Here is a 21,444-nt window from a genome sequence, read left to right as displayed (position 1 = left end):
TATCATGCGACAAGAGTGCATGCATCATTCGTTAGGCACCAAAAGCCGGATTTCCGCTTCTGCTTTCGCCATGCTCTCTACTCCCCTCCGGATCTGGTTCTCACCAAGATTGGAATAACCCAGCAGAAATACAGGCCCCGCGGGTTTGTGTGATATAAAATAAGCCGAGGCCGGATAAATTCGGGTTCCGTACTTTAAAGCAGTCTCTGCCAGAAGCTCTTCATCTGCTGACGAATCGAGCTCCACCAGCAGATGTAACCCCGCTTCGTCTCCATAATATTTCAGACGTTCTCCGAATGCCCCGATTAGGCAGGTAACCAGACAAGCCCTTCGTGCCGCATACAGCTTGCCCATCTGTGCCACATGCCGGGCGTATTGCCCGCTGCGGATGAACTCGGCGAGTGCTTCCTGGTCCAGTGTTGGCGACAATCGGTCCGTAATCCATTTTACGGCCAGGAAGCCCTGAAGCAAAGAAGGCGGCAGAATGACATATCCGATTCGCAGAGCGGGAAACATGACTTTGCTGAAGCTGCCGACATAGATCACTCTTCCACCCGAATTCAGCCCGGCGAGCGCCGATATTTTGGGACCGTTATACCGGTATTCGCTGTCATAATCATCCTCGATAATATAGGCATCCTGGGTTTTGGCCCACTCCAGCAGCTCCATTCTGCGACGTAAGGACAGGGTCACCCCCAGCGGAAATTGATGAGACGGGGTGACATAGACCAGCTTCGCTGTCTTTTGCGCTCCCCTTGAATCCGCCAGCTTGAGACTCTCCCCGATCTCATCCACCTTGATCCCCTCTTCGTCCACCCGGACCGGCACAACTTCGCCGCCGGAGAATTGGAACATCTCCCGGACAACAGGATGGGCCGGGTCCTCCATGATGACTTTTCCCCCTCCAGCCAGACATAACCGGGAGAGAATATGAAGCGCCTGCGTTGCCCCAGCCGTAATGACAATTTGTTCAGGCTGGACCGGAACAGAACGGGTAGACCGTATTAATCTGGCAATCTCCTGCCTTAGAGCAAGTGAACCTTCTACCCGTCCATACCCCAAGGTATCTGGCGAGGCCTGACGGCAGGCGTGCTGCAGGGCTTTTTGCCAGCGGTCCATGGGAAAAGCATCCCAAGCCGGCACCCCATGCCGAAAATCGCAAGAGACATGATTGCCTCCCGTCTCCACTGCCATGAATGGACCGGCAAACTGTGGCCCCTGCACAGGGAATACAGGCCGTGTGCCAGTGCTGGCAGAAGCGTTGGATATTTCAGTCCGGTTATGATTATTCATCGGCAACGAAGCCACAAACGTTCCCGCTCCCGGCTTTGTCACCAGATAACCTTCTGCCTGCAGCAGATCATAGGCTTCCAGCACAACACTTCTGGATACGCTAAGCTGTTCGGACAAAACCCGGCTTGGCGGTATCCCATCCCCGCCGCCCAAAGCGCCGGAATGAATCTGCTCCCGGATCTGTTCATAGATCTGCCGGCTTAGTGGGATATTCCGTACTCTGTCCAAGTTGACCAGTAGTTCATGCTTCATGCCGATTCTCCCTTTTACGATCCTTCACCCAGCTGTTAAGACAACATACATAACTTCGTGATAACCGCACTCGCAACGGCACCCAGAATAACAAGCAGCAGAGGCATTTTATTGGTTACAACCAGTATAACAGCGGTTATCCCGGATACAATACCCACAAGAGTAGAGTCCGGGTCAACCTGGGTGATTCCGGGGATAATTAATGCACTCATGACTGCAATGGGCAGATGATCCAGCAGCAAGCGGATTCTGGCGGGAAAGCGGCCGATAATGTCAGCCAGCAGCAGGGGGGCGGCCCGCAGCACAAAGGTAATAAGCGCCATGCCTGCAATGATCGCTATCATATGTATTCCTCTCCTGTCTGCAGCCGGCCTGAACGAAAGAACATGCCCGCGATCATTCCTATCGACATTGCCGCCAGCACCGTCAAGTCCCCAAGATAGGGATGCAGCAGCCAGGAAGAGCCGGCAGCGGACAAGCAAGTCCCCAAATGGGTCGGCTTCCGCAGGATTTGGGGTACTACCAGCGCAATCAGCAAGGCATATAATGAAGTATTTAAGGCGGGTAAATACATGGACGGGACGTAACCCGCTAATGAAATGCCGGCTCCCGTGGCGAGCAGGTTCGCTGCATATGGGGGGAATTGCAGGCCAGCCAGATAGGCTGGCGGCAGCTTCTTTTTCACATCCGCTTGTTTTCCCTCATTGCCCTGTATTGCGGAAGCTCTGGCCATAGCGACGGCGTAGACCTCCTCGGTAAGGGTGAATCCGATTCCGAGTTTAGCGGGCAGGCTTAACCCCTGCTTAAGCTTCCCGGCAAAGGACACACCAATGAATAAATACCGCAGATTCACTATCAACGTAATCAACAAAAGAACCGGCGCAGAGCTTCCTGCGGCCAGCAGCTTGACTGCAATGAATTGACTCGCCCCCGCGAAGACCCATGCAGACAGCAGGAACACGGCCATCCCGCTCAGTCCCAAGCTTGTTCCAACTATGCCAAACGTGAAACAAGCCGGAATAAATCCGGCAACAATGGGCAGAGAATCCGCCAGTCCTTTTCTAAAATCAATTTCATACTCCTTCATATACGGTGTCTCTCCCTTAGCGATTGGATAAAGACAGCGTACAGGAACAAAGCGGTTATACCCATAGCCACTTTCGGCCGGAGGAAGCATACCAATTCTTAAGTTAAGCCCCGTCAGGGCAGACTAAAAAGGACAGTCCGATGCTCCGGACTGCCCTCATGTTCCAGCAGTTGCTGTGTTACGAGCCTGCTCCTTTATATCTTCTTACCCCATAATTCCAGGACAACAGCCCAATCGTCATAAACACCGCTCCCACCACCGGGGTCAGGAGTGCCATGTTCCTCATCTCATCCCTTTCCAGAAAAAGGGCAGCCGGATAGATGCCGACGAAGGCGAACGGGATAATCCAGGTCAACAATACTTGAATCGCCCGGTTGTAGATCGTAACCGGATAACGTCCGTAGGTCTGTATGTTGTACATGAGCGGGAGAATCCCTGTCGGGGCATCGGAGTAGAACGATAATGAAGTAAGCGTGGTATAGATGCCTGTATAGATGGCTACCGCACTTAATGTCAATACAATCAAGGCAGGAATCGTCCACCACTCGAACGGAAGCCCCAGGTTCGCACCGCTGATCGCCATAATTACCAGGCCGATGAACGAGCCCATCAAGGAAGGCGGGTCCACATTCTCAAGCAGAATCTGGAAGAGATTATGGGCAGGCCGGGTCAGAATCCGGTCCATTTCGCCTTTGACAATATAACGCTCGCTGAAGCCCCACATATTCACAAAGCAGCTGAATACACCAAACGGAACCATAAAAAAGCCATAAACAAATACCACTTCATTCTGATTCCAGCCCCCGAGGCTGTCTGTATGCATAAAAATCACCAGAATAAAAATAAAATTGGTGGCCTGAAACAAGAGGTCCGACACAACCTCCACCCAGAAATCGGCGCGGTAGGTAAGCCGGGTCTTCATGTAGTTCTTTAAATATTCCACTAATAATCCCAGGTAATACACTTCTTCCTCACCCTCCCTGCACGAACAGACGCTGCCGCGACGCATGATATAACCAGACAATCGGAATCAGCAGCAGCAGGAACCAGAATACCTGGATGCCCAGAACATTCCAGATTCCCACTCCCTGCACCCGGCCCGTAAACACGGAGCCTGGAAGATACGTTATCGCCTGGAACGGCAACACCTTAAGTATGGAGGAGAGCCAGTCCGGAAAAAGAGTGATCGGGACGATCAGTCCGGAGAACAAATCCACGATCACACGTTTCATGCGCATGACACCCTCGTTATTCTCGACGAAAAACGCCGATAATCCCGTAATGATATTAATCTGTGAACTGATCAGGAAGCTGAAGAAGAGCATGACGAGAAACCCTGCCCACGCAGACAAATCTGTCGGCAACTGCACCGGGAATAGCAGTATGGCAATAACCATGCCCGGGATCATCAGCATCATAAAACGGAACAGGCCTTCGCCAAGTCCCTGCATCATTTTGACCAGAACATAGTTGTAGGGCCGGATGAACTGAATGGCAATGCTGCCATCCCGAATATCCGTAGAGATCTCCCGGTCCAGATTATTAAAATAAAAGGCCCGCGCCATCCAGGATACCGCGACATAGGAAGTCATCTGTGCCGCTGTGAAGCCGCCCAGCGACTCGCCGTCGCCATAAATAGCCATCCAGGTGAAGTAATTCACCCCGATATTAAGGATATAAATCAAAATGCCGGAATAATAGTTGACCCGGTAAGCCAGCATAGTCAGGAAGCGGATGCGGATGAAATCAAAATAGGCGCCGAGCAGCAGTCTCAAGCCTCCAGCAGCCGGAGAACCGGAAGAGCTCGCAGCGTTAAGCTTATCAGACATGCTGGGCCTCTCTTTCATCCTTGAGTGCAGCCGCCATCTCGTCCGGTTTCTCGGCAGATCCCGATTGATAAATGCTGCGGACAATGTCATCCGTATTCGTTTCAATGATTTTGATATCCGTAATGTCCGCCTTGCCAACCACACTTCCCAGCACATCCGAGACATTCAGCGTAAGCGGAATCCACACCTTGGCGCCGAGCTCGTTCTCAGCTGTCCAGGCTACAGGCATTCCTTCCGTCCATTGCTGCAGCTGGGCAAGCTTGGTCGCAGTCCCGAACTGGAACAGAACCTCGCGTCCGGTGCCCCAGCGCTGCTTCAGCTCTTCCAGACCGCCGTCATAAATAATCCGTCCGTCATCCAGCATGATTACCCGGGAGCAAAGGGCTTCAATATCCTGCAAATCATGTGTTGTCAGCAGAATAGTGGTGCCATGCTCCTGATTCATATCCTTCAGAAAGTCACGGATTTCCGATTTCACAACAATGTCGAGTCCGATCGTCGGCTCATCGAGAAAAAGGATCGACGGATTGTGCAGCAGCGCAGCCACCAGCTCGCACCGCATCCGCTGACCCAGACTAAGCTTGCGGACCGGGCGGTTCAGCAGATCCTGCAGTTCCAGCCGTTCCACCAGCTCGTCCAGCCGTTTCTTGAAGTCCTGCTCGGAGACCCGGTATACCTTGCGCAGCAGCTGGAAGGATTCGATGACACCGATATCCCACCAGAGCTGGCTGCGCTGGCCGAAGACCACGCCGATATTGCGGACGAACCGTTCACGTTCCGTATACGGCACATAACCTCCGACAGACAGGGTTCCGGAAGTCGGCACCAGAATACCGGTCAGCATCTTGATCGTGGTGGATTTACCGGCCCCGTTCTCGCCGATGTATCCGCAGATCTCCCCTTCCGGAATGGTGAAGGAAATGTCCTTGACCGCTGTGACCTCGGTGTATTCCCTTTTAAACAAATCAGCGAAGGCCCCTTTGAGGCCCTCGCGGTTTTTCTGGACTTTGAATGTTTTGCGCAAGTCCTGCACTTGAATAGCAGCCATATTGTACCTCGCTAATCTAAGAATTAGGTTCAGTATCCCATTATAATCGAAGGAATGGAAAAGCACACTATCTACTTTTCATTCCGGGTGATAATAGATCAGGAAGCGGTCTCTGCATCCTTAACGGCTTCGAGGTGACCGGAACGGGCCACCTTTGTCCGCAAATATTTCTCGTTGAACGAGGAGACATCGCCCCACAGCGGAACCCGCTTCACGGCATTCATGCCCGCAGCTTTCAACGCTTCCAGTTTCTTCGGATTGTTGGTAATCAGCGTTACCGGTTGCTGGCGCAGGGACTTGAGCACACCGATGGCATCCGAATAGTTCCGTACATCATCCGCAAAGCCAAGCTCCAGATTCGCCTCTACAGTATCGTATCCTTCTTCCTGCAAAATATAAGCCATCGCTTTACTGAACAGGCCGATGCCTCTGCCTTCATGGTTGGCGAGATAGAATAAAGCACCCGCGCCGTTCTCCACTATCATTCTCATAGATTGGTGCAGCTGGAATCCGCAGTCACAGCGTTTGCTGCCAAAAATATCGCCCGTATGGCAGATACTGTGCATCCGAATCATAGCATCCTCGGCCTCGGCAAAGTCTCCGTATACCAATACGCTGGATTGCTGGCCTTCCGCCAGGTTCATTGAAGACAAACGTTCAATCAGTTTCTCCGTCGCTTCGCTGCTGTCTTCCGCCAGATCTTCATCCACCCCTTTGAGCCAGCTGTACCATTTGAAGGTTATTGTCTCTCCATCCAGATTCACAGGCAAGGTAATGGGTCCGACCAATATATTAGTAGAATCATCCATGGTTATTCTTTTGATTTTATGTTGTAACAAAGCTATGATATCTGGTTTAATCATGAGTGCACCTTCCTTTAACCTCATTAGTTAAGTAACTATTTGTAAGTTAGTTTATCATCGTAATATAAGTTCGTCAAGTTATAATATATCTTTAAATATTTATAATTACTTTATGTAAGTTTATGATATAATGAATGCAGAGGTGATTGAAATGAAGGATTTTGAAATGTGCCCTCGCTTTGAAAAAGCGGTTGATCTGCTCAGCAAACGATGGGTCGCCTTGATCGTCTTTGTACTCATGACCGGGCCGCGCCGTTTTGGCGAAATTGAAGGCTGCCTTTCCAACCTCAGCGGCAAGGTATTATCCGACCGCCTGAAAGAATTGGAGAACGAAGGGGTTATTCAGCGGACTGTTTATCCCGAAATGCCGGTACGCATTGAGTATTCCTTAACGGATAAAGGCGCCGCACTGGCTCCGATTCTCGGAGAAATCGGCAACTGGTCCAGCGATTGGATTGAAGAAATGAGCGTGAACCGTTGATACGGTTTCTCGCGCAAAAGCGCCCTTGCTGACTTCCGGTAGTTCCGGAAGCCCCAAGGGCGCTATTTTTGTAAGGGATCACAGATCCTTGCGCTGAAAACGCAACATCCCGACCAGAAATAAGACAATCATATAGACAGCCGCATAGATCACAAAGCTGTTGGACGGTAAATTTGAGAAATCATTTAATCCGAACATAGAAGTACCCATGGAATTCATGAGATTCCCCATATCGTCCAGGCTGAACAGCTCCGCCAGCATCCGGCGCTGCAGACCATCGGCAGGGATCAGAAGCGATATCAATCCGGTTAACATCTGCAGCGAGTTCAGCGCCTCTGTCTCCAGCTTCAGCGAGCTGCTGAGTTTGTCAATCATACTTCCCAGCCAGCCTGCACCATACAGCATGGTCATAAATACCCCGTTGCCCAGTGCAGTGAAGAACCCTGACCCGAGCATCGAGATTGTGATCAGCAGAGGGACAGTGGACGCGAACAGCAGGAACGAAGTGAACCAGGCCTGAGGGTCATTGGGTATGGACGCATGAGACTCGGTAATTAGCAGAATAGCGATGAACAGCAGCAACGCGTATAATACTCCAAGCGTAACGTAGCCGAGCCAACGGCCCAAATACCATTTCCAGCGGGGGAGCGGGCGCGGCAGCAGCGCCTGCATGACCCCCTGCTCGGCCTCTCCGGAGATGGCCGAGAATGAGCTGAAGATGGCCAGGAAAGCTAGAACAAATGATCCAAAAAAGAATCCCAAAGAAAGGATAATGGAGCCATTGGCGAAATCTACCAGCAATTGTTCTCCTCTGGCCAAGGCATTCCCTTGATGCATGCCGCGACTTCCGATAGTCCCGGCTACAAACCAGAACGCCCCCAGAAAGACAAACGTCATAATCAGGGTCAGCAGCATCACCCGCTTGCGCAGCATTTCCTTCCAGGTCATACTCATAATAATGCTCATTCGTCTTCCCCCCTGTGGCTGAGCCCAGAGACAGCGCTCATGAACCACTCCTCCAGCCGTTCTTTTGTCCGCGTAATTTCGTAGACCGTCAGCCCCTGCTCATTCATAAGCGCATTCAACCAGCCGGCCTGCTCCTCATTCGCAAGTTCAGCCTCCAGCCACACCACACTTGGGTCCTGCCCATCACCGACTGTACCGGGTCCGTCAGCACCGGGGGGCTGCACCGGGACAATCAGCTCAATATGGAGATCTGTAATCTCTTTGAGCCAGGACAGCAAAAAAGGCGAAAATCCGCCGACTTTAAAACGCCAGCTCATTCGCTTGTTGAGTACCTCGGATACACTGCCGTGCCGCAGGATAACGCCGTTATTCAGCAGCGCCATCCGGTCGCACAGCAATTCTACATCCTCCAGCAGATGTGAGTTAAGAAAAATGGTCTTGCCTCGTTGCTTCAGTCCTTCCAGAATTTTCCGCACCTCTTTGCGTCCGATCGGGTCCATGGCCGAGGAAGGCTCATCCAGAAACAGAATGGCCGGATCTCCGACCAAGGCACACGCCAGACCCAAACGCTGCTGCATCCCTTTGGAATAATGTTTTACCCTGTCTTTTCCGCGTTGCCCTATGCCCACTTCATCAAGCAGCCGGGGAATTCTTTCTTCCGTGACCGAACGTTCCTGCCCGCATAATCTGGCATGCAGCCGGATGACTTCGATTCCGCTTAGCCATTCCTGGTAGCGATATAGCTCCGGTAAATAACCGATTTGTGCTTTGGCTTCCAGTGATCCGATTGGATGGCCGAGCAGCTGGGCTTTTCCGCTTGTCGGCATAATTAATCCGACCAGCATTTTGACGAAAGTGCTTTTGCCGGCACCGTTGGGGCCGAGGAAGCCAAAGGCTTCCCCTTTCCCTACAGTTATGCTTACATCACGGCAGCCACGCCCATTGTCGTATACCTTGGTTAGTCCTATGGCTTCAATGGCTGCCTGACTCATGACTGTATCAGCTCCTGTACCTTCGCAATTATGTTCTCTTTGGTTGCAAACCTATTTCCTCCACTCAGATTGTACATCAGACCGTCACGAATCCAGACAGCTTCAAATGTTACACTGTCACCATATTCTTTTTGATCCAGGATAACTGTTGTACCCGCTATCTCCAACTGCTCCGCATCTTTCCCGGCAAAAATAGGCATCGGCAGTTCACCGGAAAGGACACTGCTTTGCTCCAGGCTGCTTTTCAGATAATCCGGCAGCAGCGGGAAGTTCACAACTGCCTTCAGGGCTTCTTCTATTTCAATAGAAGGGTCTACCTGCAGCGTCGGGGTCTTCATTTGTGATAAGCTGCTCCACTTCCCATCCTCTGTGGTCAGGTCATAGTATACGATTTCGGGGGTCTGCAAAGTTAGCGGTTTGCCATCTACTGATTCAGGCAGCAGCTCTTTGGCTCCCAGCCGCTGCATGGTTTCGTTGACCTTAGACACATTCAGGTTCAACGTAATTTCACGGGATGGTGAAACGTTCAAGACCTGAGACTGATTATTCAGTGCCGCATGTATTACAGGATAACCCAGCTTATCCTTCAGTTGATCTGCCTTGACCTCTCCGCCAAACGTTCCGGAGGCACTTGTAAAGGTTCCATATGCATTCACTGTCTCATTGATGTTTCCGTTACTGTCTATCTGGTAAAACATATTCCGGAGATCATCCTCTTGAACAACCGTAACCTTCTCCATCCGGAACTGTCCCAATATCGCGGCCATGGCTGTATTTCCGACAGGTGTGGAGAGAATCACCGCAAACACTGCAAGCCCGGCTGCGGCAGTAGCCCATTTCCGGCTGCGGCTCATTTTCCGGCGGCGAGCCCGCCCTGCTTTTACTCTAGTGGGATCAGTTTGCATCGTTGCCGTAAGCGGCAGTGGCTCAGTCGCCTGCGGCCCGGGTGCAGATGCGGTATTCCCATTCGCTACTGAAGCGGATGCCAGGGTCATGCCCTGTTCCCACTCCGCCCATTTGGGATGCATTGTTTCTTCCCCCAGCTTGTTTTGCAGCCTGCTCCAGGCTTCATCTGTTTTGCGTTGTTCCTCTTTATGTTCAGCAGAATTGTTGCTCATATTCGTAATACCTCCTAATTTTGAACTCTTTTCTATTGGGTCAGGATTGTGCGCTAGTGGCATGTTGTCTTAATTTGGCAGTCGCCCTATGGAGCAAGGTGCCAACCACGGGCGGCCGGACTCCAAGTTCACCGGCGATCTCCGCATAACTATAGCCGGAGTAGCGCAGCAGCAACGCTTGACGGTCCCGCTCAGGCAGTTCCTCCAGCCATTCCCGGACATCCTCCTGGTCGAGCTTGCGCAGCATCGCTTCCTCTCCCGAGGGGGAAGCCGGCCCTTGGTCGTAGAACAGCTCCTGTTTATTTTGCAGACGCCGCTCTCTTGCTTTCTTATCCATATAATCGTACCCGATCCGGGTAAGCACTCTGTGCAGCCACGCACCTATTGCCGCGGGATCATCGGGTGGGTTACGGTAGAGCCTGAGGAATACATCTTGTGCGAGATCATCGGCTGCCGCCTCGTCACGCACCAGTGCGACCAGCTTTCGCCTTACTATAGGGTAATGCTCATAAAATATATTTTGAAAAACTTCCGATTTCGGAATTTCCATGTTGTAAATCCTCCTTATCAGCTGCAGCTATAAGTAAGACGGACGCCGTTTCAGTTTTGTATCAACATTCTCGAAAATAATCATATTCATTCTTCAAACATACAAAAAGGCAGCCCCTTTGTAAATCAAAGGAACTGCCCCGGTATCGGTTATGGATTCATTCAGCTTGCCTGCCTGGATAAGGACTCAAGGCTTTCTATAAGCTCTTCCAAACGTTCAAAGCCTTCGACAACCTCATCGACGATCATCTTCTGTTCCTCTACACTGGCCAGGATCTGCTCAGAAGCCGCACTGGATTCCTCTGTGACTGCCGAGATAGAATCAACCTCTGTAACAATCACATCGGAAGAGTTGCGGACATGAATCGATTTCTCCTCGACTTCCTCGGCCTGCTTCACGACTTGCACTGCGATCTCGGACAGTTCCCGGAAGACCTGCTCCGAATGCTTAACAGTAGATTCGCTAGTGAGGATCATAACTTTGCCCTGCTCCATTTGGGAGGACAAATGCTCCACTTTGGTTCTCAAGCTGCCCAGACGCCCGGCGATTTCTTCCGCTGATTGATGGGAGTGCTCCGCCAGCTTCCGAACCTGTGCAGAAACTACGGCAAATCCTCTGCCCTGCTCACCCGCACGAGCCGCTTCAATGGCTGCGTTGAGGGCCAGCAAATTGGTCTCCGCTGCAATCGACTGAATGGTCTCTACGATTGTCCCGATGCTGTGGTTCTGTTCATGGAGTTCTTCCATGGCGAGGGCCATCCCTTCCATCATCGCACGAATGTCTGTGATGCTGTGAGACAATTCCGTGATCTTCTCATTCCCCCGCCCGGCGGATTCCGCTGTTGTGTTGGACAATTCACGCATCATGCTGGAGTTGTCGGCTACGGTCTGAATCGCTGTATTAACTTCGCTAAGGGCACTCGAAATATCACTTACACTTACTGCCTGACTCTCAACCCCCCGGGTCATCTCCGTGAACCCGATCGTCAGTTCACCCGTAATCTCACCGGTTACCTTTACACTTTTTTGCAATTTGCGATTAAAGGCCCCCATTTCTTGGATGGATGACTTCATTTGTTCAAGCATAAACTCCATATTCTGCTGCGCTTGTTTAGATTCAAGCGTGCGTTCGAATACATTCTTTATTAATTGACGCGACAGATATGATAGTACGAACAACACGATCAAAGGCATGATCAGCTTGACATTATCGGTCCACATAAAGGATGGAGATTCGGAAGCTGCAGGATACAGGATGAAGTAGTTCAGCTGTAAAATGCTAATGATGCTGTACACCAGCAGCGGTTTGTAAGTAGGATACAGAGTCAGCAGCACAGCAAAGCTGACTAATGAGATCAGACTGGGGTCCATCGTATTTAAATAAATCATTAATAAACTGGAGAGCACCACAATCATATAAGGAATTTGTCTGAAGGCGATTTTGCTCTTCAGCAAATAGAAAAAGCCCCCGTTGATTACGATGGCGGTAATAATAATAATGATACCATTGGTGACGTTCTCATAGATGGCCAGCATAGGTACAGCAAACAGTGATATGAGCAGAATCATATAGCCCATCAGCTTGTTTCTGTGGAGGATCAGCTTATCCTCAAAAGCCATATAATTCTCTACATTCCCCGATTCTTGTTGTGACAGCCCTTGATCCACCGTTTTCTTGAGCATTGACATTCTCTCTCTCGTCCTTTCGTCTTTCGTGCTTACATACGCAGTATTATATCGGTTGTCAAATCCATTTAAATTAGATGGCTTAACGTAATTAGACAAAAGGGGGTGTCCCAAAAGCCATGAAATGGCTGCTTGGGTCAGCCTTTTTTTACGTCAGATATACTTAGGCTTTTTGAGCGGACGCTCCGCGAACGGACCGTTGTTCCAACCGCTGTTGTCCCCAGATTTTATTTATTCTCTTTAGTGGTGAAAATCTGTGGACAAAGGCGACCGCTACCGCTTTTCCACAATCAGTCCGTCCTCTCCACTGTTTAAGCGGAAAACGAATCTTCAATCTTTAAAAAACACAAAAAAGAAACCTCTCTTTTAATAAAATGGAAGTGCGACCAACCATTTCAAAGGAGAGGTTTCTTTGTACATTCAATAACCCATGGACCCACTTTGCTTGCCAATGGATCTGGAAGAAGATATTCCAGAAAACTACCTCGTTCGTATCGTTAACACAGCTGTGAATCGGCTGGATAACACCTTCTTTGACGCTGCCTACCCCGGCGGCGGCCGCGACAGCTACCATCCTGAAATGCTCACCAAAGTCATTATTTACGCCTACACGCAGCGCATCTACTCTCCCGACAGATTGCCAAAGCGGTACGGGAGAACATTCCCTTTGAGACAGCTCCTTATTTAATATGAGAATATCTGGTTTTACCTTCTTTATTCTTACATCAGTTTTTTGATATCATCTTTAATCTGCTCGGACTGCGGTCCAAATACAATCTGTACTGCCCCTTGCCCCAGTCTCATGATTCCCGAAGCCCCCAGCTGCTTCAAAGCCGTATCCTTTACAGCCTTTTCATCGTTAACTACAAGACGAAGCCGGGTGATACAGGCATCTATACTGCGGATATTCCCCGCGCCGCCGATATGATCCAATATTTGGGCGGCACGGCTTGAACCAGAAAGAGCTGTTCTGCCTTGTCCGGAAGAGGTTTTTAATTCTTCGTCTTCATTCTCATCTTCGCGCCCGGGTGTCTTGAGGTTGAACTTGGTGATAATGAAGCGGAAGAGTACATAATACAGAACGAAGAAGGCTAGACCTACCGGTATAAGCATCCAGGCATTCGTAGACTGCTTAAGGTTCACCAAGTAATCAATCAGTCCGGCCGAGAAACCAAAACCCAGCTTCACATCCAGAATGTACATCAGAGCCATGGACAAGCCCATTAGTACCGCATGCACAACGTACAGCAACGGTGCCAGGAAAAGAAAAGAGAATTCCAGCGGTTCTGTGATCCCCGTCAGGAAAGACGCGATCGCTGATCCGATAAAGATCGAACCTACCAATTTGCGTTTCTCCGGCTTGGCTGTGTGTATAAAGGCCAATGCCGCTCCCGGGAGAGCAAACATCATAATCGGGAAGAATCCGGTCATGAACATTCCCGCTGTTTTGTCTCCGGCGAAGAAGCGGGTCAAATCGCCATGCACCACTTCCCCGGCCGCATTGGTAAAGTCACCGATTTGAAACCAGGCAATACTGTTGAGCACATGATGCAGACCAAAAGGAATCAGGAGTCGGTTGGCCGTCCCAAAGATAAAGGCTCCGACTGCCCCCAGGTCTACCACCCCATTTCCGAACTGGCTGATCACATCCTGAATCGGACTCCAGATCATCCCTACCAATACGGACAAAATCATGGTGGATACAGCGGTAACAATAGGGACGAAACGTTTGCCCGCAAAAAAACCGAGCCAATCCGGCATTTTGATAATGTGATACCGGTTATAAAGGAAGGCGGCCCAGGCCCCGGCAAATATCCCGCCGAGTACACCCATGTCCAGCACAACCTTGTCATCTATAAACGAAAACTGCAAAGGAACGATTCCAAGCACATTCTCCAGTACCAAATAGGCCACAAGTGCCGATAAAGCGGCTACTGCATCCCCGGCAAAGCCAATAGCCACACCGATGGCAAAGATCAAAGCCAAATTGCCAAATATGGCTCCGGCTCCGGCGTTCAGGAAAGGGGCAAAGTATTGATTCAGGAACCCTCCTACCGCACTCCCCAAATGCAAATCCTTCTCGTAATTGAGCAGCCCCAGACCTTGAAGAATGGCTGCCGCCGGCAGGGTAGCTACAGGCAGCATGAGTGATTTCCCTAACTTTTGCATAAAAGCCAACATGGATGAATCATCCTTCCATAATTAAATTGTATACTATCCGTACTCTATGGAGTGCTACAGAGAAGTTATCGTTATAATCCGGTCTTTGCCGGCAATCACCTGGCCATACAGTTCATCCACAATCCTCTGCTGTTCCCCAAGGCCGGTCACAATAATGGGTGAGATGGTGGCACAACCTGCCTCCTGTATACCCTTCAGGTCAAACTCAATCAAGGTCTGTCCGGCCTTTACTACATCTCCACTGGCAACATGACTGACAAAGCCGGACCCTTTAAGACTTACAGTATCGATGCCGATATGCAGCAGCAGCTGCGCTCCCGAGGAATGCTCCAGAATGAGCGCATGATTCGATTTCACTATATGTGCAACCGTTCCGTCAAAAGGGGCGATAAGCTTGCCTTCATCCGGTTGTATAGCGATCCCCCTGCCCATCTGACCTCCGGAAAATGCCGCATCCGGCACTTCCTTCAGAGGAACCGCTTTACCGCTGACAGGGGCGATGATCTCCAGTGTGGTCCCGGTCTGTTTATCTTCTTTTTTGGATTTCCATTTGGAAAACATACTTGCCACTCCTTAAGTACTCTATTTGTCTTTGCGTGAGGTCTGAAGAAGCCGGTTCAAATGCATAGCCAGAAAACATAACTCTTCCTCCGGGATCTCAACCTCCAGAGATTGCTGCATTACTTTTCCAAGTTTTTGAGCCAGCTTGTATTCTTCTTTGTATTCTTTTTTGATGTGCTTCACAAAAGGATTATCAATAAAGGCCCCCTGCAATATCCGCTCCAGCGAAAACCTCAGATGGATCATCAAACGGACATGATTCATACTGCCGTGCTCAAAGGTTATATTGTGTGCTGTACGGATCAGCTCTGCGAGTTCACTGACGATGTTGGAGACCTTCACCAGCTGCCCCACCGGTACATTGCTGACCGCTGAATAGACATGATACGTGAGGAAGCCTACTTCATCCTCGGGGATTTGCACTTCAAATTCCCTGTTTATTTTCTCCGCCGCCCTGTAAGCGATCTCAAATTCTTTGGGAAAGGTCATTTTGGTTTCCTGTAAAAAAGGATTGACAATATCCATTCCGTTGCGCAGACGGTAAATGGTGAATTGGATATGGCTTGGGAGTGCCAAGTAAATTTTGTCATTTAATTTGCCGGGAAATTGACTGGCGATCTCGCTTATAATCTCGTCTGTAATCCGCATTACTTTGGGATCAATATCTTCCAGCAGTATTTGATACTGGCTCCATTCTTCACGGTCTTCCAGCCTGAACAGCTTTTCGATCCGGTGATCCCCAGCCTCGATGACTCCTGTGCCTTTAACCGCAAACCCGATGCCTTTGCCAATAATGACATACTCTTTGCCATTCTGTTCCCCCTGTACCATTACCACGTTGTTACCGATTACACGTTGTACCTGAAATTGTTCACTTCCCCGTGCCATGGCCTCCCCCTCCTTCCAATAATTGTCAATTTGAAGCAACAAAAAGAGCCAAGAACAGTCTTATATATCACAAGACAATCCTTGGCTCATGCCCTTTACGGTAACACGCCACTAACGTATAAATGATCATTTATGCAACTATCATAATTCATCGACTCTCTGCCGTCAATGTCTTTTTTTGAATGTCAAGTTTTGCGTCCAGTCCTGCTGTGGCCGGCACTCAGCCACCTGTACAATCCGCTGACTACCTCCTTAAGATCAACAGGCTTGCGGATGAAATCAGTGGCACCGGCAGCCAGACACTTCTCCCGGTCTTCTTTCATCGTTTTGGCCGAGATCGCAATAATGGGCAGCTCCTGCAGCTCCAGCTCCTCACGGATGATCGAGAGTGTATCATAACCATCCAGATGCGGCATCATGATATCCAGCAGCACGATATCGACATCCGGCTGCTCCCGGATCACCTGCAGACATTCAAATCCGGTTTGGGCAGTCAGGATATCCATATCATAAGGTTCAAGGCCTTTGTTCAAGGCATAAATATTACGTGCATCATCATCTACAATTAATACCCTTTTCCCTTGAAGCTGGGCATAATGCTTGTCAAAAAGCTCCCCGCTTCTGCTGATCCCGGAGTCAAGCGCTGCCGAGGCTTCCGCCCGGGCACCCCCAGGAGCCGGCTCTGCATCCGCAGCCTTTTCCCGGCAGGGAAGAATAAGCGTGAATGTGCTGCCTTTGCCTAGCGTGCTGCTTAGATCAATATGTCCTTCAAGCAGGCGTGCGAGCTGCAGGGAAATGGACAATCCAAGGCCGGTACCGCCGTATTTGCGCGCCGTTGTACCATCAGCCTGGTGGAAAGCCTCAAAAATCAAGGCAAGTTTGTCCTCCGAGATCCCTATTCCGCTATCCTTAACCGCAAAAGCCAACACTGGCTCATCTGTTGAATATTGCGGGGAATGGAACTGATCCAGCTTGGATAAAGTAACGTGCACGCTCCCCTTCTCCGTAAACTTAAAGGCATTGGACAGGATGTTGCGGAGGATTTGGTGCAGCCGCATTTCATCGGTAAAGAACAGATCAGGAACCCCGCCTGCTATCTCAATCGTGAACTCCAGGCTCTTTTGTTCCGCAGTCATGGCAAAATAACCTTGCAGCAGTGACGGAAGCTCGGTCAAATTAACCGCATCCAGCTCCACCAGCATCTTGCCGGCTTCCACCTTGGACAGATCAAGAATATCATTAATCATGCCAAGCAGATCACTCCCCGAGGAGTGGATGACAGAAGCGTAATTCTGCTCTTCCTCCGTCAGTGTCCCGCTGCGGTTCTCGGCAAGCAGCTGTGACAAAATAAGCATACTGTTCAGAGGCGTCCGCAGCTCATGCGACATATTCGCCAGGAACTCCGTCTTGTATTTGGAGCTTAGTTCAAGCTGTTTATTGTAACGTTCCAGATCAGCAGCGGCAGATTCGGCTACCGCTTTCTGGTGCTGAAGTGCATTGTTCAGTTCCATAAGCTCATGGGTATGGTCCTGCAGTTCCTCCGACTGTACCTGTAGCTCCTCGGATTGTACCTGGAGCTCTTCATTCATTACCTGCGAGTCACTGTACAGCTTCTGAATTTCCATGCGTGTAATTACCGAGTTGAGTGAGATTCCCATCATCTTCAGCAGCTGGTTCAAGAGATCCTGGTGGTGTGCAGCCCACTTGGTAAGAGAGGCAATCTCGAGCACAGCCAAGGTCCTGTTCTCAAAAACAACAGGAGCTATAATTCCATAACGCGGTGCAGTTCTTCCGAGTCCGGAATGAATAATAAAATCCGGCGGAAGGTCCTCCAGTACCAGCACCCGCTTGTCCAAAGCACATTGTCCAACCAGCCCTTCTCCCATTGCAATCGCTGGCGTCCCGGCAGCACTTGTACTGTTCTTGCTGCCGGCATAGGCATAGGCAAGCTTCAGCGTATCCTCTTTGTCCAATACATAGATTGATCCGTACTGCATCTCCAGCATAATAGCCAGCTTATTCACAAAGATTCGGCACAGCAGAGGCAAATCCGTAGTTTCCTGAAGTACGAGAGCCATACTGTTGAGCTGTTCACTGCTCCACTGTTCCTGTTGAACCGTATTCAGCAGCAGGTTCGTAGCTTCCCCAAGTTCATAGATTTCATCATGTGTCCTGACTACGATCCGTTCGGACATATTGCCGCCGCTGGCGATGTTGTAGATCGCCTGAATGACCCGGCCAAGCGGCTTGATAATCATCCCTGAGATGATGAAAGTAATCAATGTAGCCATTACTGCCACCAGACTCCAAAGAATGTACATCATTATTAGAAGCTTTTGGTTGCTGTCTTTAAGATTAATAATCCTGTCCATGGTGAGGGTCCGTTCATTCTCGCGGAAAAATTCCGATTGCGTGCGGACGAAATCAATGATCGTTTTGCCGGGATCTTTCTGAAAGTAGGCGCTGACTGCAGCATTCTGGCCCAGCTGCTTGAGGTTAACCACGTGTTCCCCGGCCTCTCTGATCCACTTCTCAATGTTCTCTTCAATGGTATTCAAAGTCTGCAGCTGGGCCGGATTATCGGCGATCAGGTCAGTCAGTTCGGCATAAGCAATCCGCCACTTCACCATCCCGTTATTATAAGGCGTTAAATATTCCACATCTCCTGTCAGCGCGTAACCGCGCTGCCCTGTCTCCATATCGAGCACGCTTTTCTCAATCTGGTATGTAAGCTCATGCACCCTCATATCATGATCGCTAAGAAAGACCGTTTCCTTCTCCAGGCTCGTAATTCTGGTGGACACTATGATTAGAAACAATCCAAGCATCAATAGAATAAGGAAATAGCCCAAAGCGATTTTGCCGCGAATTCTGAGGCCTCTAGCTTGTTTGTCGTACAAAGGCTTAACCCCCATAAGGTCACTGTATAAGGCCATTTCTTAAAGATAACCCTCGCTGCGCGGAAGCTTGTCTTTAAGCTGACGGATATTGCTCTCCAGCTTGCCGATGATCTCTTCCAAATCCTGCGGCATAATTCCGGTTATCACTGGTACAGGTGCCGGTGCCGGCTTGGTCTCGGCTTTCAGATCACGCAGCTCAATCTGCTGCTCCTGCCACTTGTCCATTAAATCGGCAATGGTCGCATAAAAGCGCTCATAATCCTTGATTACACTGTCCAGAAATGTATCAACCTCCTCCGCATCATATCCACGGAGCTTCATACTGAACTCTTTCTCATGAATGGTCAGTGCATCCAGACCAATGCCGAGCTGGCTGAAAAGTTTTCTTTGTTTATCCAATCTTCGTTTCATATGTTCATCCATCTTTAATACCTCCATGTGTAAACTGCAATCCTCCGGCAGTACTCATTATAACAGGGCGAAGCCTGCCTGAGAATATCCCCCCATATTGAATCTCCTTTGAACCTCTGATTGATTGTTTCCAGGGGTATTGGGGTAAGGAATGATACGCAGCAATAATATTCTCAAAGAAAGGAAGAGTGCATCATGAATCATTTGACCGAGTCGCAGCTTAGCCATTTAAAAACTTCTTTACTTGAACGCAGGGAAACACTGCAGCAGCATTTTACTCAAGACAACGAAAGCGAAGGCCTTCTGGGGGATTCACTCCGGATGTCAACCGGCGAGCTCTCCTCTGTGGATAATCATCCAGGCGATGTGGGAACAGAGACTTTCGAGCGCAGCAGAGATTTGGCCATAAACGATAAGCTTGCACAAGAGCTTGAGGAAATCGAAGCGGCCTTGCAGCGTATGGACGAGGGAACTTACGGCATCTGTATAGCCAGCAAAGAAGAAATTCCGTATGAACGGCTGGAAGCCATCCCTTATACCGCTTACACCGTTGAGCATACTCCGGCCCGTGATCTCTCCGATGCCCGGCCTGCAGAAGAAGACGTGATGACCACTCCGCCCAGAGGTGCCGGTGAGAACCGCCAGGAGAAAAGCGGCAGATTTGATGACGCTGGAGCCTGGGAAAGCGTTGAGGATTATGGCAGCGCCAGCTCGCCCGTTACCTCCGGCTCAGGAGATGATGAGGAGGGGGAATTGTAATTCCCCCTCCTTCAAAAATTATCGGAAACCGCTTTGTTCAACATACCCAGACACCGGTCCAAATCGGTCTTGACCTGTTTTTTGTAGAGCTTGGCTTTCTCTTCCCCATCGGAAGTGAAATGGTAGAGTACGATTTCCTGAAAATCCACCTTCGGATCATTTCCCTTCAGCTGTTTGGTGCGGTAAAGAATCCCCTGCTGCACCAGCTCATGCAGCGCACGGTAAATTTCACTTTGCGGAGGGGCATAGCCGAGAGCCTTGAAATCCCTGCGCAAATCCTCCAGCATCTGATAACCATATCCCCGATGCTGTTCCACCATCGTAATCAAATATACTTTGATAAAAGCCCGTTGGGCGATCATAAATGCCATGAGGCACCTCCCTATAAGTGTTATTACCTTTTGTTTCCTTCTGTGACTCTAGTATAAGCACTATTTTCCAACTTTCACAACCTGTAATTTGGAGCCAGAGTCCCCTTTTTCCTTTTTGATTCTATGTATATAACCCCCTCTTAAATAATGGTTTTGCACGTAGGAGTTAGATATAGTTTTTTTAGGTTTTCTATTGTGAATTTTTCATATATTGAATGGTGGGTAGTAGGGGCAGATTTAAGTTGCAGGGTTTTGGAACTAGACGGAGTCTTACTAATACAATCAATTATTAAAAAGTGAGGAACGTTTATGGTAAGAAATATCCGCAAATTTGGTTATTTAAGCAGTCTGATGATGTTGGTTGTTGTCCTTTTATGGATTACTGTGCTGTGGGTTCACGGGTTGGCCGGTGCTTATGCCTGGCTGGCTCTAAAGTTCATCCTCCCTGTTGCAGGGGGTATTTCCGTTATGGTTAATGTGCTGCTGATTCTACTGAAATCCCTTCGTAATAAGCCGATCGCTCTCCGAATGGTAAATTTATTTATAGCTGCCGGCTTGACCTTGCATATCCTGCTAACCCTGAATGTCGTGCCTTTGGCTTATCCCGTGAAGGCCCACAGCCTTCACCCTTCAGTAACCGTGAAATGGCCGTTTGCTGAACAAACGGTAGTCGGCTGGGGAGGCGATTCCACTTCGGATAATCTGCCGCATGTCCTGTGGCCGTCTGAACGCTGGGCCTACGACCTGGTAATGGAGCCTTATGACACTGGCAGTACAGACCCTGAGGATTATGGAATCTGGGATCGGGAGGTGTTGTCCCCGGTCTCCGGAACGGTCATTGCCGCTTATGATGATGAAGCGGACATTCCTCCCGGAACGGAAGAAATACTATCAATGGAAGGAAATTATCTCTATCTGCAGATGGATGAGACCGGAACCTATTTGCTGCTGAATCATTTGAAAAAAGACACGGTTGCCGTCAAGGCTGGAGATCATGTGAAGCCCGGTGATTTGCTTGGGCATGTCGGGAACAGCGGTTCCACTTCGGAGCCTCATCTACATATCCATCACCAGCGCCAGAACCCGTTAAAGACCCCGGCTCCTATTCTGGCAGAAGGATTACCGCTGTATTTTGAAGGAACGGATGTTGAGCCTATGCCGCTTAAAGGGACAGTGGTAACCCCTGATCAGCGCTAATAGGCCGATGTT

21 protein-coding genes and 1 pseudogene are annotated in these 21,444 nt (G+C 49.8%); 4 read left to right on the top strand and 18 right to left on the bottom strand.

The features are described from left to right. Positions 1 to 24: 24 nt before the first annotated feature. The 7 genes from pdxR to IEY53_RS05800 all read right to left on the bottom strand — a co-directional run bounded on the left by pdxR (position 25) and on the right by IEY53_RS05800 (position 6,372). Positions 25 to 1,545, bottom strand: coding sequence for a MocR-like pyridoxine biosynthesis transcription factor PdxR (gene pdxR / locus IEY53_RS05830; protein WP_189022896.1), 1,521 nt, complete (start codon positions 1,543 to 1,545; stop codon positions 25 to 27). A gap of 35 nt (positions 1,546 to 1,580) precedes the next feature. Continuing rightward, positions 1,581 to 1,889 (bottom strand): AzlD domain-containing protein, encoded by a 309-nt coding sequence (locus IEY53_RS05825; RefSeq protein ID WP_189022895.1) that lies wholly within the window; start codon positions 1,887 to 1,889, stop codon positions 1,581 to 1,583. Then, positions 1,886 to 2,632: an AzlC family ABC transporter permease gene (locus IEY53_RS05820; RefSeq protein ID WP_189022893.1), complete on the bottom strand. Its 747-nt coding sequence runs from the start codon at positions 2,630 to 2,632 to the stop codon at positions 1,886 to 1,888. Before IEY53_RS05820 ends, IEY53_RS05825 begins: the two co-directional genes overlap by 4 nt. A gap of 178 nt (positions 2,633 to 2,810) precedes the next feature. Continuing rightward, positions 2,811 to 3,641: an ABC transporter permease gene (locus IEY53_RS05815; protein WP_189022891.1), complete on the bottom strand. Its 831-nt coding sequence runs from the start codon at positions 3,639 to 3,641 to the stop codon at positions 2,811 to 2,813. After that, complete coding sequence (locus IEY53_RS05810; RefSeq protein ID WP_189023160.1) at positions 3,604 to 4,398, bottom strand: ABC transporter permease; 795 nt, start codon at positions 4,396 to 4,398, stop codon at positions 3,604 to 3,606. Before IEY53_RS05810 ends, IEY53_RS05815 begins: the two co-directional genes overlap by 38 nt. 55 nt (positions 4,399 to 4,453) lie before the next feature. After that, positions 4,454 to 5,509 (bottom strand): ABC transporter ATP-binding protein, encoded by a 1,056-nt coding sequence (locus IEY53_RS05805; protein ID WP_189022889.1) that lies wholly within the window; start codon positions 5,507 to 5,509, stop codon positions 4,454 to 4,456. 98 nt (positions 5,510 to 5,607) lie between these two features. Beyond that, positions 5,608 to 6,372 (bottom strand): GTP cyclohydrolase II, encoded by a 765-nt coding sequence (locus tag IEY53_RS05800; protein WP_189022887.1) that lies wholly within the window; start codon positions 6,370 to 6,372, stop codon positions 5,608 to 5,610. A gap of 151 nt (positions 6,373 to 6,523) precedes the next feature. On the opposite strand from IEY53_RS05800, the gene catR reads away from it, so the two are divergent. After that, positions 6,524 to 6,853, top strand: a complete 330-nt coding sequence (catR, locus tag IEY53_RS05795) for a catDE operon transcriptional regulator CatR (RefSeq protein WP_189022885.1) — start codon at positions 6,524 to 6,526, stop codon at positions 6,851 to 6,853. 78 nt (positions 6,854 to 6,931) lie between these two features. Here catR and IEY53_RS05790 read toward each other — a convergent pair whose 3' ends face one another. The 5 genes from IEY53_RS05790 to IEY53_RS05770 form a co-directional block, all read right to left on the bottom strand. Then, a complete protein-coding gene (locus IEY53_RS05790; RefSeq protein WP_189022883.1) occupies positions 6,932 to 7,819 on the bottom strand; it encodes an ABC transporter permease in 888 nt (295 codons plus the stop codon). Beyond that, positions 7,816 to 8,811, bottom strand: a complete 996-nt coding sequence (locus IEY53_RS05785) for an ABC transporter ATP-binding protein (RefSeq protein WP_189022882.1) — start codon at positions 8,809 to 8,811, stop codon at positions 7,816 to 7,818. Before IEY53_RS05785 ends, IEY53_RS05790 begins: the two co-directional genes overlap by 4 nt. Next, complete coding sequence (locus IEY53_RS05780; RefSeq protein ID WP_189022880.1) at positions 8,808 to 9,929, bottom strand: hypothetical protein; 1,122 nt, start codon at positions 9,927 to 9,929, stop codon at positions 8,808 to 8,810. Before IEY53_RS05780 ends, IEY53_RS05785 begins: the two co-directional genes overlap by 4 nt. A gap of 40 nt (positions 9,930 to 9,969) precedes the next feature. Next, positions 9,970 to 10,479, bottom strand: coding sequence for a sigma-70 family RNA polymerase sigma factor (locus tag IEY53_RS05775; RefSeq protein WP_189022878.1), 510 nt, complete (start codon positions 10,477 to 10,479; stop codon positions 9,970 to 9,972). 161 nt (positions 10,480 to 10,640) lie between these two features. Next, on the bottom strand, positions 10,641 to 12,161 hold the full coding sequence (locus tag IEY53_RS05770; RefSeq protein WP_189022876.1) for a methyl-accepting chemotaxis protein: 1,521 nt from the start codon (positions 12,159 to 12,161) through the stop codon (positions 10,641 to 10,643). 433 nt (positions 12,162 to 12,594) lie between these two features. Here IEY53_RS05770 and IEY53_RS05765 point away from each other — a divergent pair. Then, positions 12,595 to 12,833: pseudogene (locus IEY53_RS05765) on the top strand (transposase); the annotation flags it as partial. A 51-nt stretch (positions 12,834 to 12,884) separates the two neighbouring features. Here IEY53_RS05765 and nagE read toward each other — a convergent pair. The 5 genes from nagE to IEY53_RS05740 form a co-directional block, all read right to left on the bottom strand. Continuing rightward, positions 12,885 to 14,345, bottom strand: a complete 1,461-nt coding sequence (gene nagE, locus IEY53_RS05760; protein ID WP_189022874.1) for an N-acetylglucosamine-specific PTS transporter subunit IIBC — start codon at positions 14,343 to 14,345, stop codon at positions 12,885 to 12,887. 54 nt (positions 14,346 to 14,399) lie between these two features. After that, a complete protein-coding gene (locus IEY53_RS05755; protein ID WP_189022873.1) occupies positions 14,400 to 14,906 on the bottom strand; it encodes a PTS sugar transporter subunit IIA in 507 nt (168 codons plus the stop codon). 21 nt (positions 14,907 to 14,927) lie between these two features. Then, positions 14,928 to 15,794 carry a PRD domain-containing protein gene (locus IEY53_RS05750; RefSeq protein WP_189022872.1) on the bottom strand — a complete coding sequence of 289 codons (867 nt, stop codon included), beginning with the start codon at positions 15,792 to 15,794 and terminating at the stop codon, positions 14,928 to 14,930. Between the two features lie 185 nt (positions 15,795 to 15,979). After that, positions 15,980 to 18,694 carry a CHASE3 domain-containing protein gene (locus tag IEY53_RS05745; RefSeq protein ID WP_189022870.1) on the bottom strand — a complete coding sequence of 905 codons (2,715 nt, stop codon included), beginning with the start codon at positions 18,692 to 18,694 and terminating at the stop codon, positions 15,980 to 15,982. Between the two features lie 39 nt (positions 18,695 to 18,733). After that, the gene (locus IEY53_RS05740) at positions 18,734 to 19,117 is read right to left on the bottom strand and encodes a DivIVA domain-containing protein (RefSeq protein WP_189022868.1); all 384 of its coding nucleotides are present in this window, start codon (positions 19,115 to 19,117) and stop codon (positions 18,734 to 18,736) included. A gap of 183 nt (positions 19,118 to 19,300) precedes the next feature. Between IEY53_RS05740 and IEY53_RS05735 the strand changes: the two genes are divergently transcribed. Further along, entirely contained in the window at positions 19,301 to 19,864 is a 564-nt protein-coding gene (locus IEY53_RS05735; protein WP_189022866.1) for a TraR/DksA C4-type zinc finger protein, read from the top strand. An 11-nt stretch (positions 19,865 to 19,875) separates the two neighbouring features. Here IEY53_RS05735 and IEY53_RS05730 read toward each other — a convergent pair whose 3' ends face one another. After that, on the bottom strand, positions 19,876 to 20,235 hold the full coding sequence (locus tag IEY53_RS05730; protein ID WP_189022864.1) for a replication termination protein: 360 nt from the start codon (positions 20,233 to 20,235) through the stop codon (positions 19,876 to 19,878). A 309-nt stretch (positions 20,236 to 20,544) separates the two neighbouring features. Between IEY53_RS05730 and IEY53_RS05725 the strand changes: the two genes are divergently transcribed. Further along, entirely contained in the window at positions 20,545 to 21,432 is an 888-nt protein-coding gene (locus IEY53_RS05725) for a M23 family metallopeptidase (protein ID WP_189022862.1), read from the top strand. Positions 21,433 to 21,444 lie beyond the last annotated feature (12 nt).

Origin of the sequence: Paenibacillus albidus (genome assembly GCF_014644435.1) — a bacterium.
Lineage (GTDB): Bacteria > Bacillota > Bacilli > Paenibacillales > Paenibacillaceae > Paenibacillus_AQ > Paenibacillus_AQ albidus.
This window is presented reverse-complemented; position numbering and strand designations above follow the sequence as displayed.

What these genes read in the sequence shown, in the direction of transcription:
- pdxR (WP_189022896.1), bottom strand. Translation starts at nt 1,545, where the DNA reads ATGAAGCATGAACTACTGGTCAACTTGGACAGAGTACGGAATATCCCA.
- IEY53_RS05825 (WP_189022895.1), bottom strand. Translation starts at nt 1,889, where the DNA reads ATGATAGCGATCATTGCAGGCATGGCGCTTATTACCTTTGTGCTGCGG.
- IEY53_RS05820 (WP_189022893.1), bottom strand. Translation starts at nt 2,632, where the DNA reads ATGAAGGAGTATGAAATTGATTTTAGAAAAGGACTGGCGGATTCTCTG.
- IEY53_RS05815 (WP_189022891.1), bottom strand. Translation starts at nt 3,641, where the DNA reads ATGCGTCGCGGCAGCGTCTGTTCGTGCAGGGAGGGTGAGGAAGAAGTG.
- IEY53_RS05805 (WP_189022889.1), bottom strand. Translation starts at nt 5,509, where the DNA reads ATGGCTGCTATTCAAGTGCAGGACTTGCGCAAAACATTCAAAGTCCAG.
- IEY53_RS05800 (WP_189022887.1), bottom strand. Translation starts at nt 6,372, where the DNA reads ATGATTAAACCAGATATCATAGCTTTGTTACAACATAAAATCAAAAGA.
- catR (WP_189022885.1), top strand. Translation starts at nt 6,524, where the DNA reads ATGAAGGATTTTGAAATGTGCCCTCGCTTTGAAAAAGCGGTTGATCTG.
- IEY53_RS05790 (WP_189022883.1), bottom strand. Translation starts at nt 7,819, where the DNA reads ATGAGCATTATTATGAGTATGACCTGGAAGGAAATGCTGCGCAAGCGG.
- IEY53_RS05785 (WP_189022882.1), bottom strand. Translation starts at nt 8,811, where the DNA reads ATGAGTCAGGCAGCCATTGAAGCCATAGGACTAACCAAGGTATACGAC.
- IEY53_RS05780 (WP_189022880.1), bottom strand. Translation starts at nt 9,929, where the DNA reads ATGAGCAACAATTCTGCTGAACATAAAGAGGAACAACGCAAAACAGAT.
- IEY53_RS05775 (WP_189022878.1), bottom strand. Translation starts at nt 10,479, where the DNA reads ATGGAAATTCCGAAATCGGAAGTTTTTCAAAATATATTTTATGAGCAT.
- IEY53_RS05770 (WP_189022876.1), bottom strand. Translation starts at nt 12,161, where the DNA reads ATGCTCAAGAAAACGGTGGATCAAGGGCTGTCACAACAAGAATCGGGG.
- nagE (WP_189022874.1), bottom strand. Translation starts at nt 14,345, where the DNA reads ATGTTGGCTTTTATGCAAAAGTTAGGGAAATCACTCATGCTGCCTGTA.
- IEY53_RS05755 (WP_189022873.1), bottom strand. Translation starts at nt 14,906, where the DNA reads ATGTTTTCCAAATGGAAATCCAAAAAAGAAGATAAACAGACCGGGACC.
- IEY53_RS05750 (WP_189022872.1), bottom strand. Translation starts at nt 15,794, where the DNA reads ATGGCACGGGGAAGTGAACAATTTCAGGTACAACGTGTAATCGGTAAC.
- IEY53_RS05740 (WP_189022868.1), bottom strand. Translation starts at nt 19,117, where the DNA reads ATGGATGAACATATGAAACGAAGATTGGATAAACAAAGAAAACTTTTC.
- IEY53_RS05735 (WP_189022866.1), top strand. Translation starts at nt 19,301, where the DNA reads ATGAATCATTTGACCGAGTCGCAGCTTAGCCATTTAAAAACTTCTTTA.
- IEY53_RS05730 (WP_189022864.1), bottom strand. Translation starts at nt 20,235, where the DNA reads ATGGCATTTATGATCGCCCAACGGGCTTTTATCAAAGTATATTTGATT.
- IEY53_RS05725 (WP_189022862.1), top strand. Translation starts at nt 20,545, where the DNA reads ATGGTAAGAAATATCCGCAAATTTGGTTATTTAAGCAGTCTGATGATG.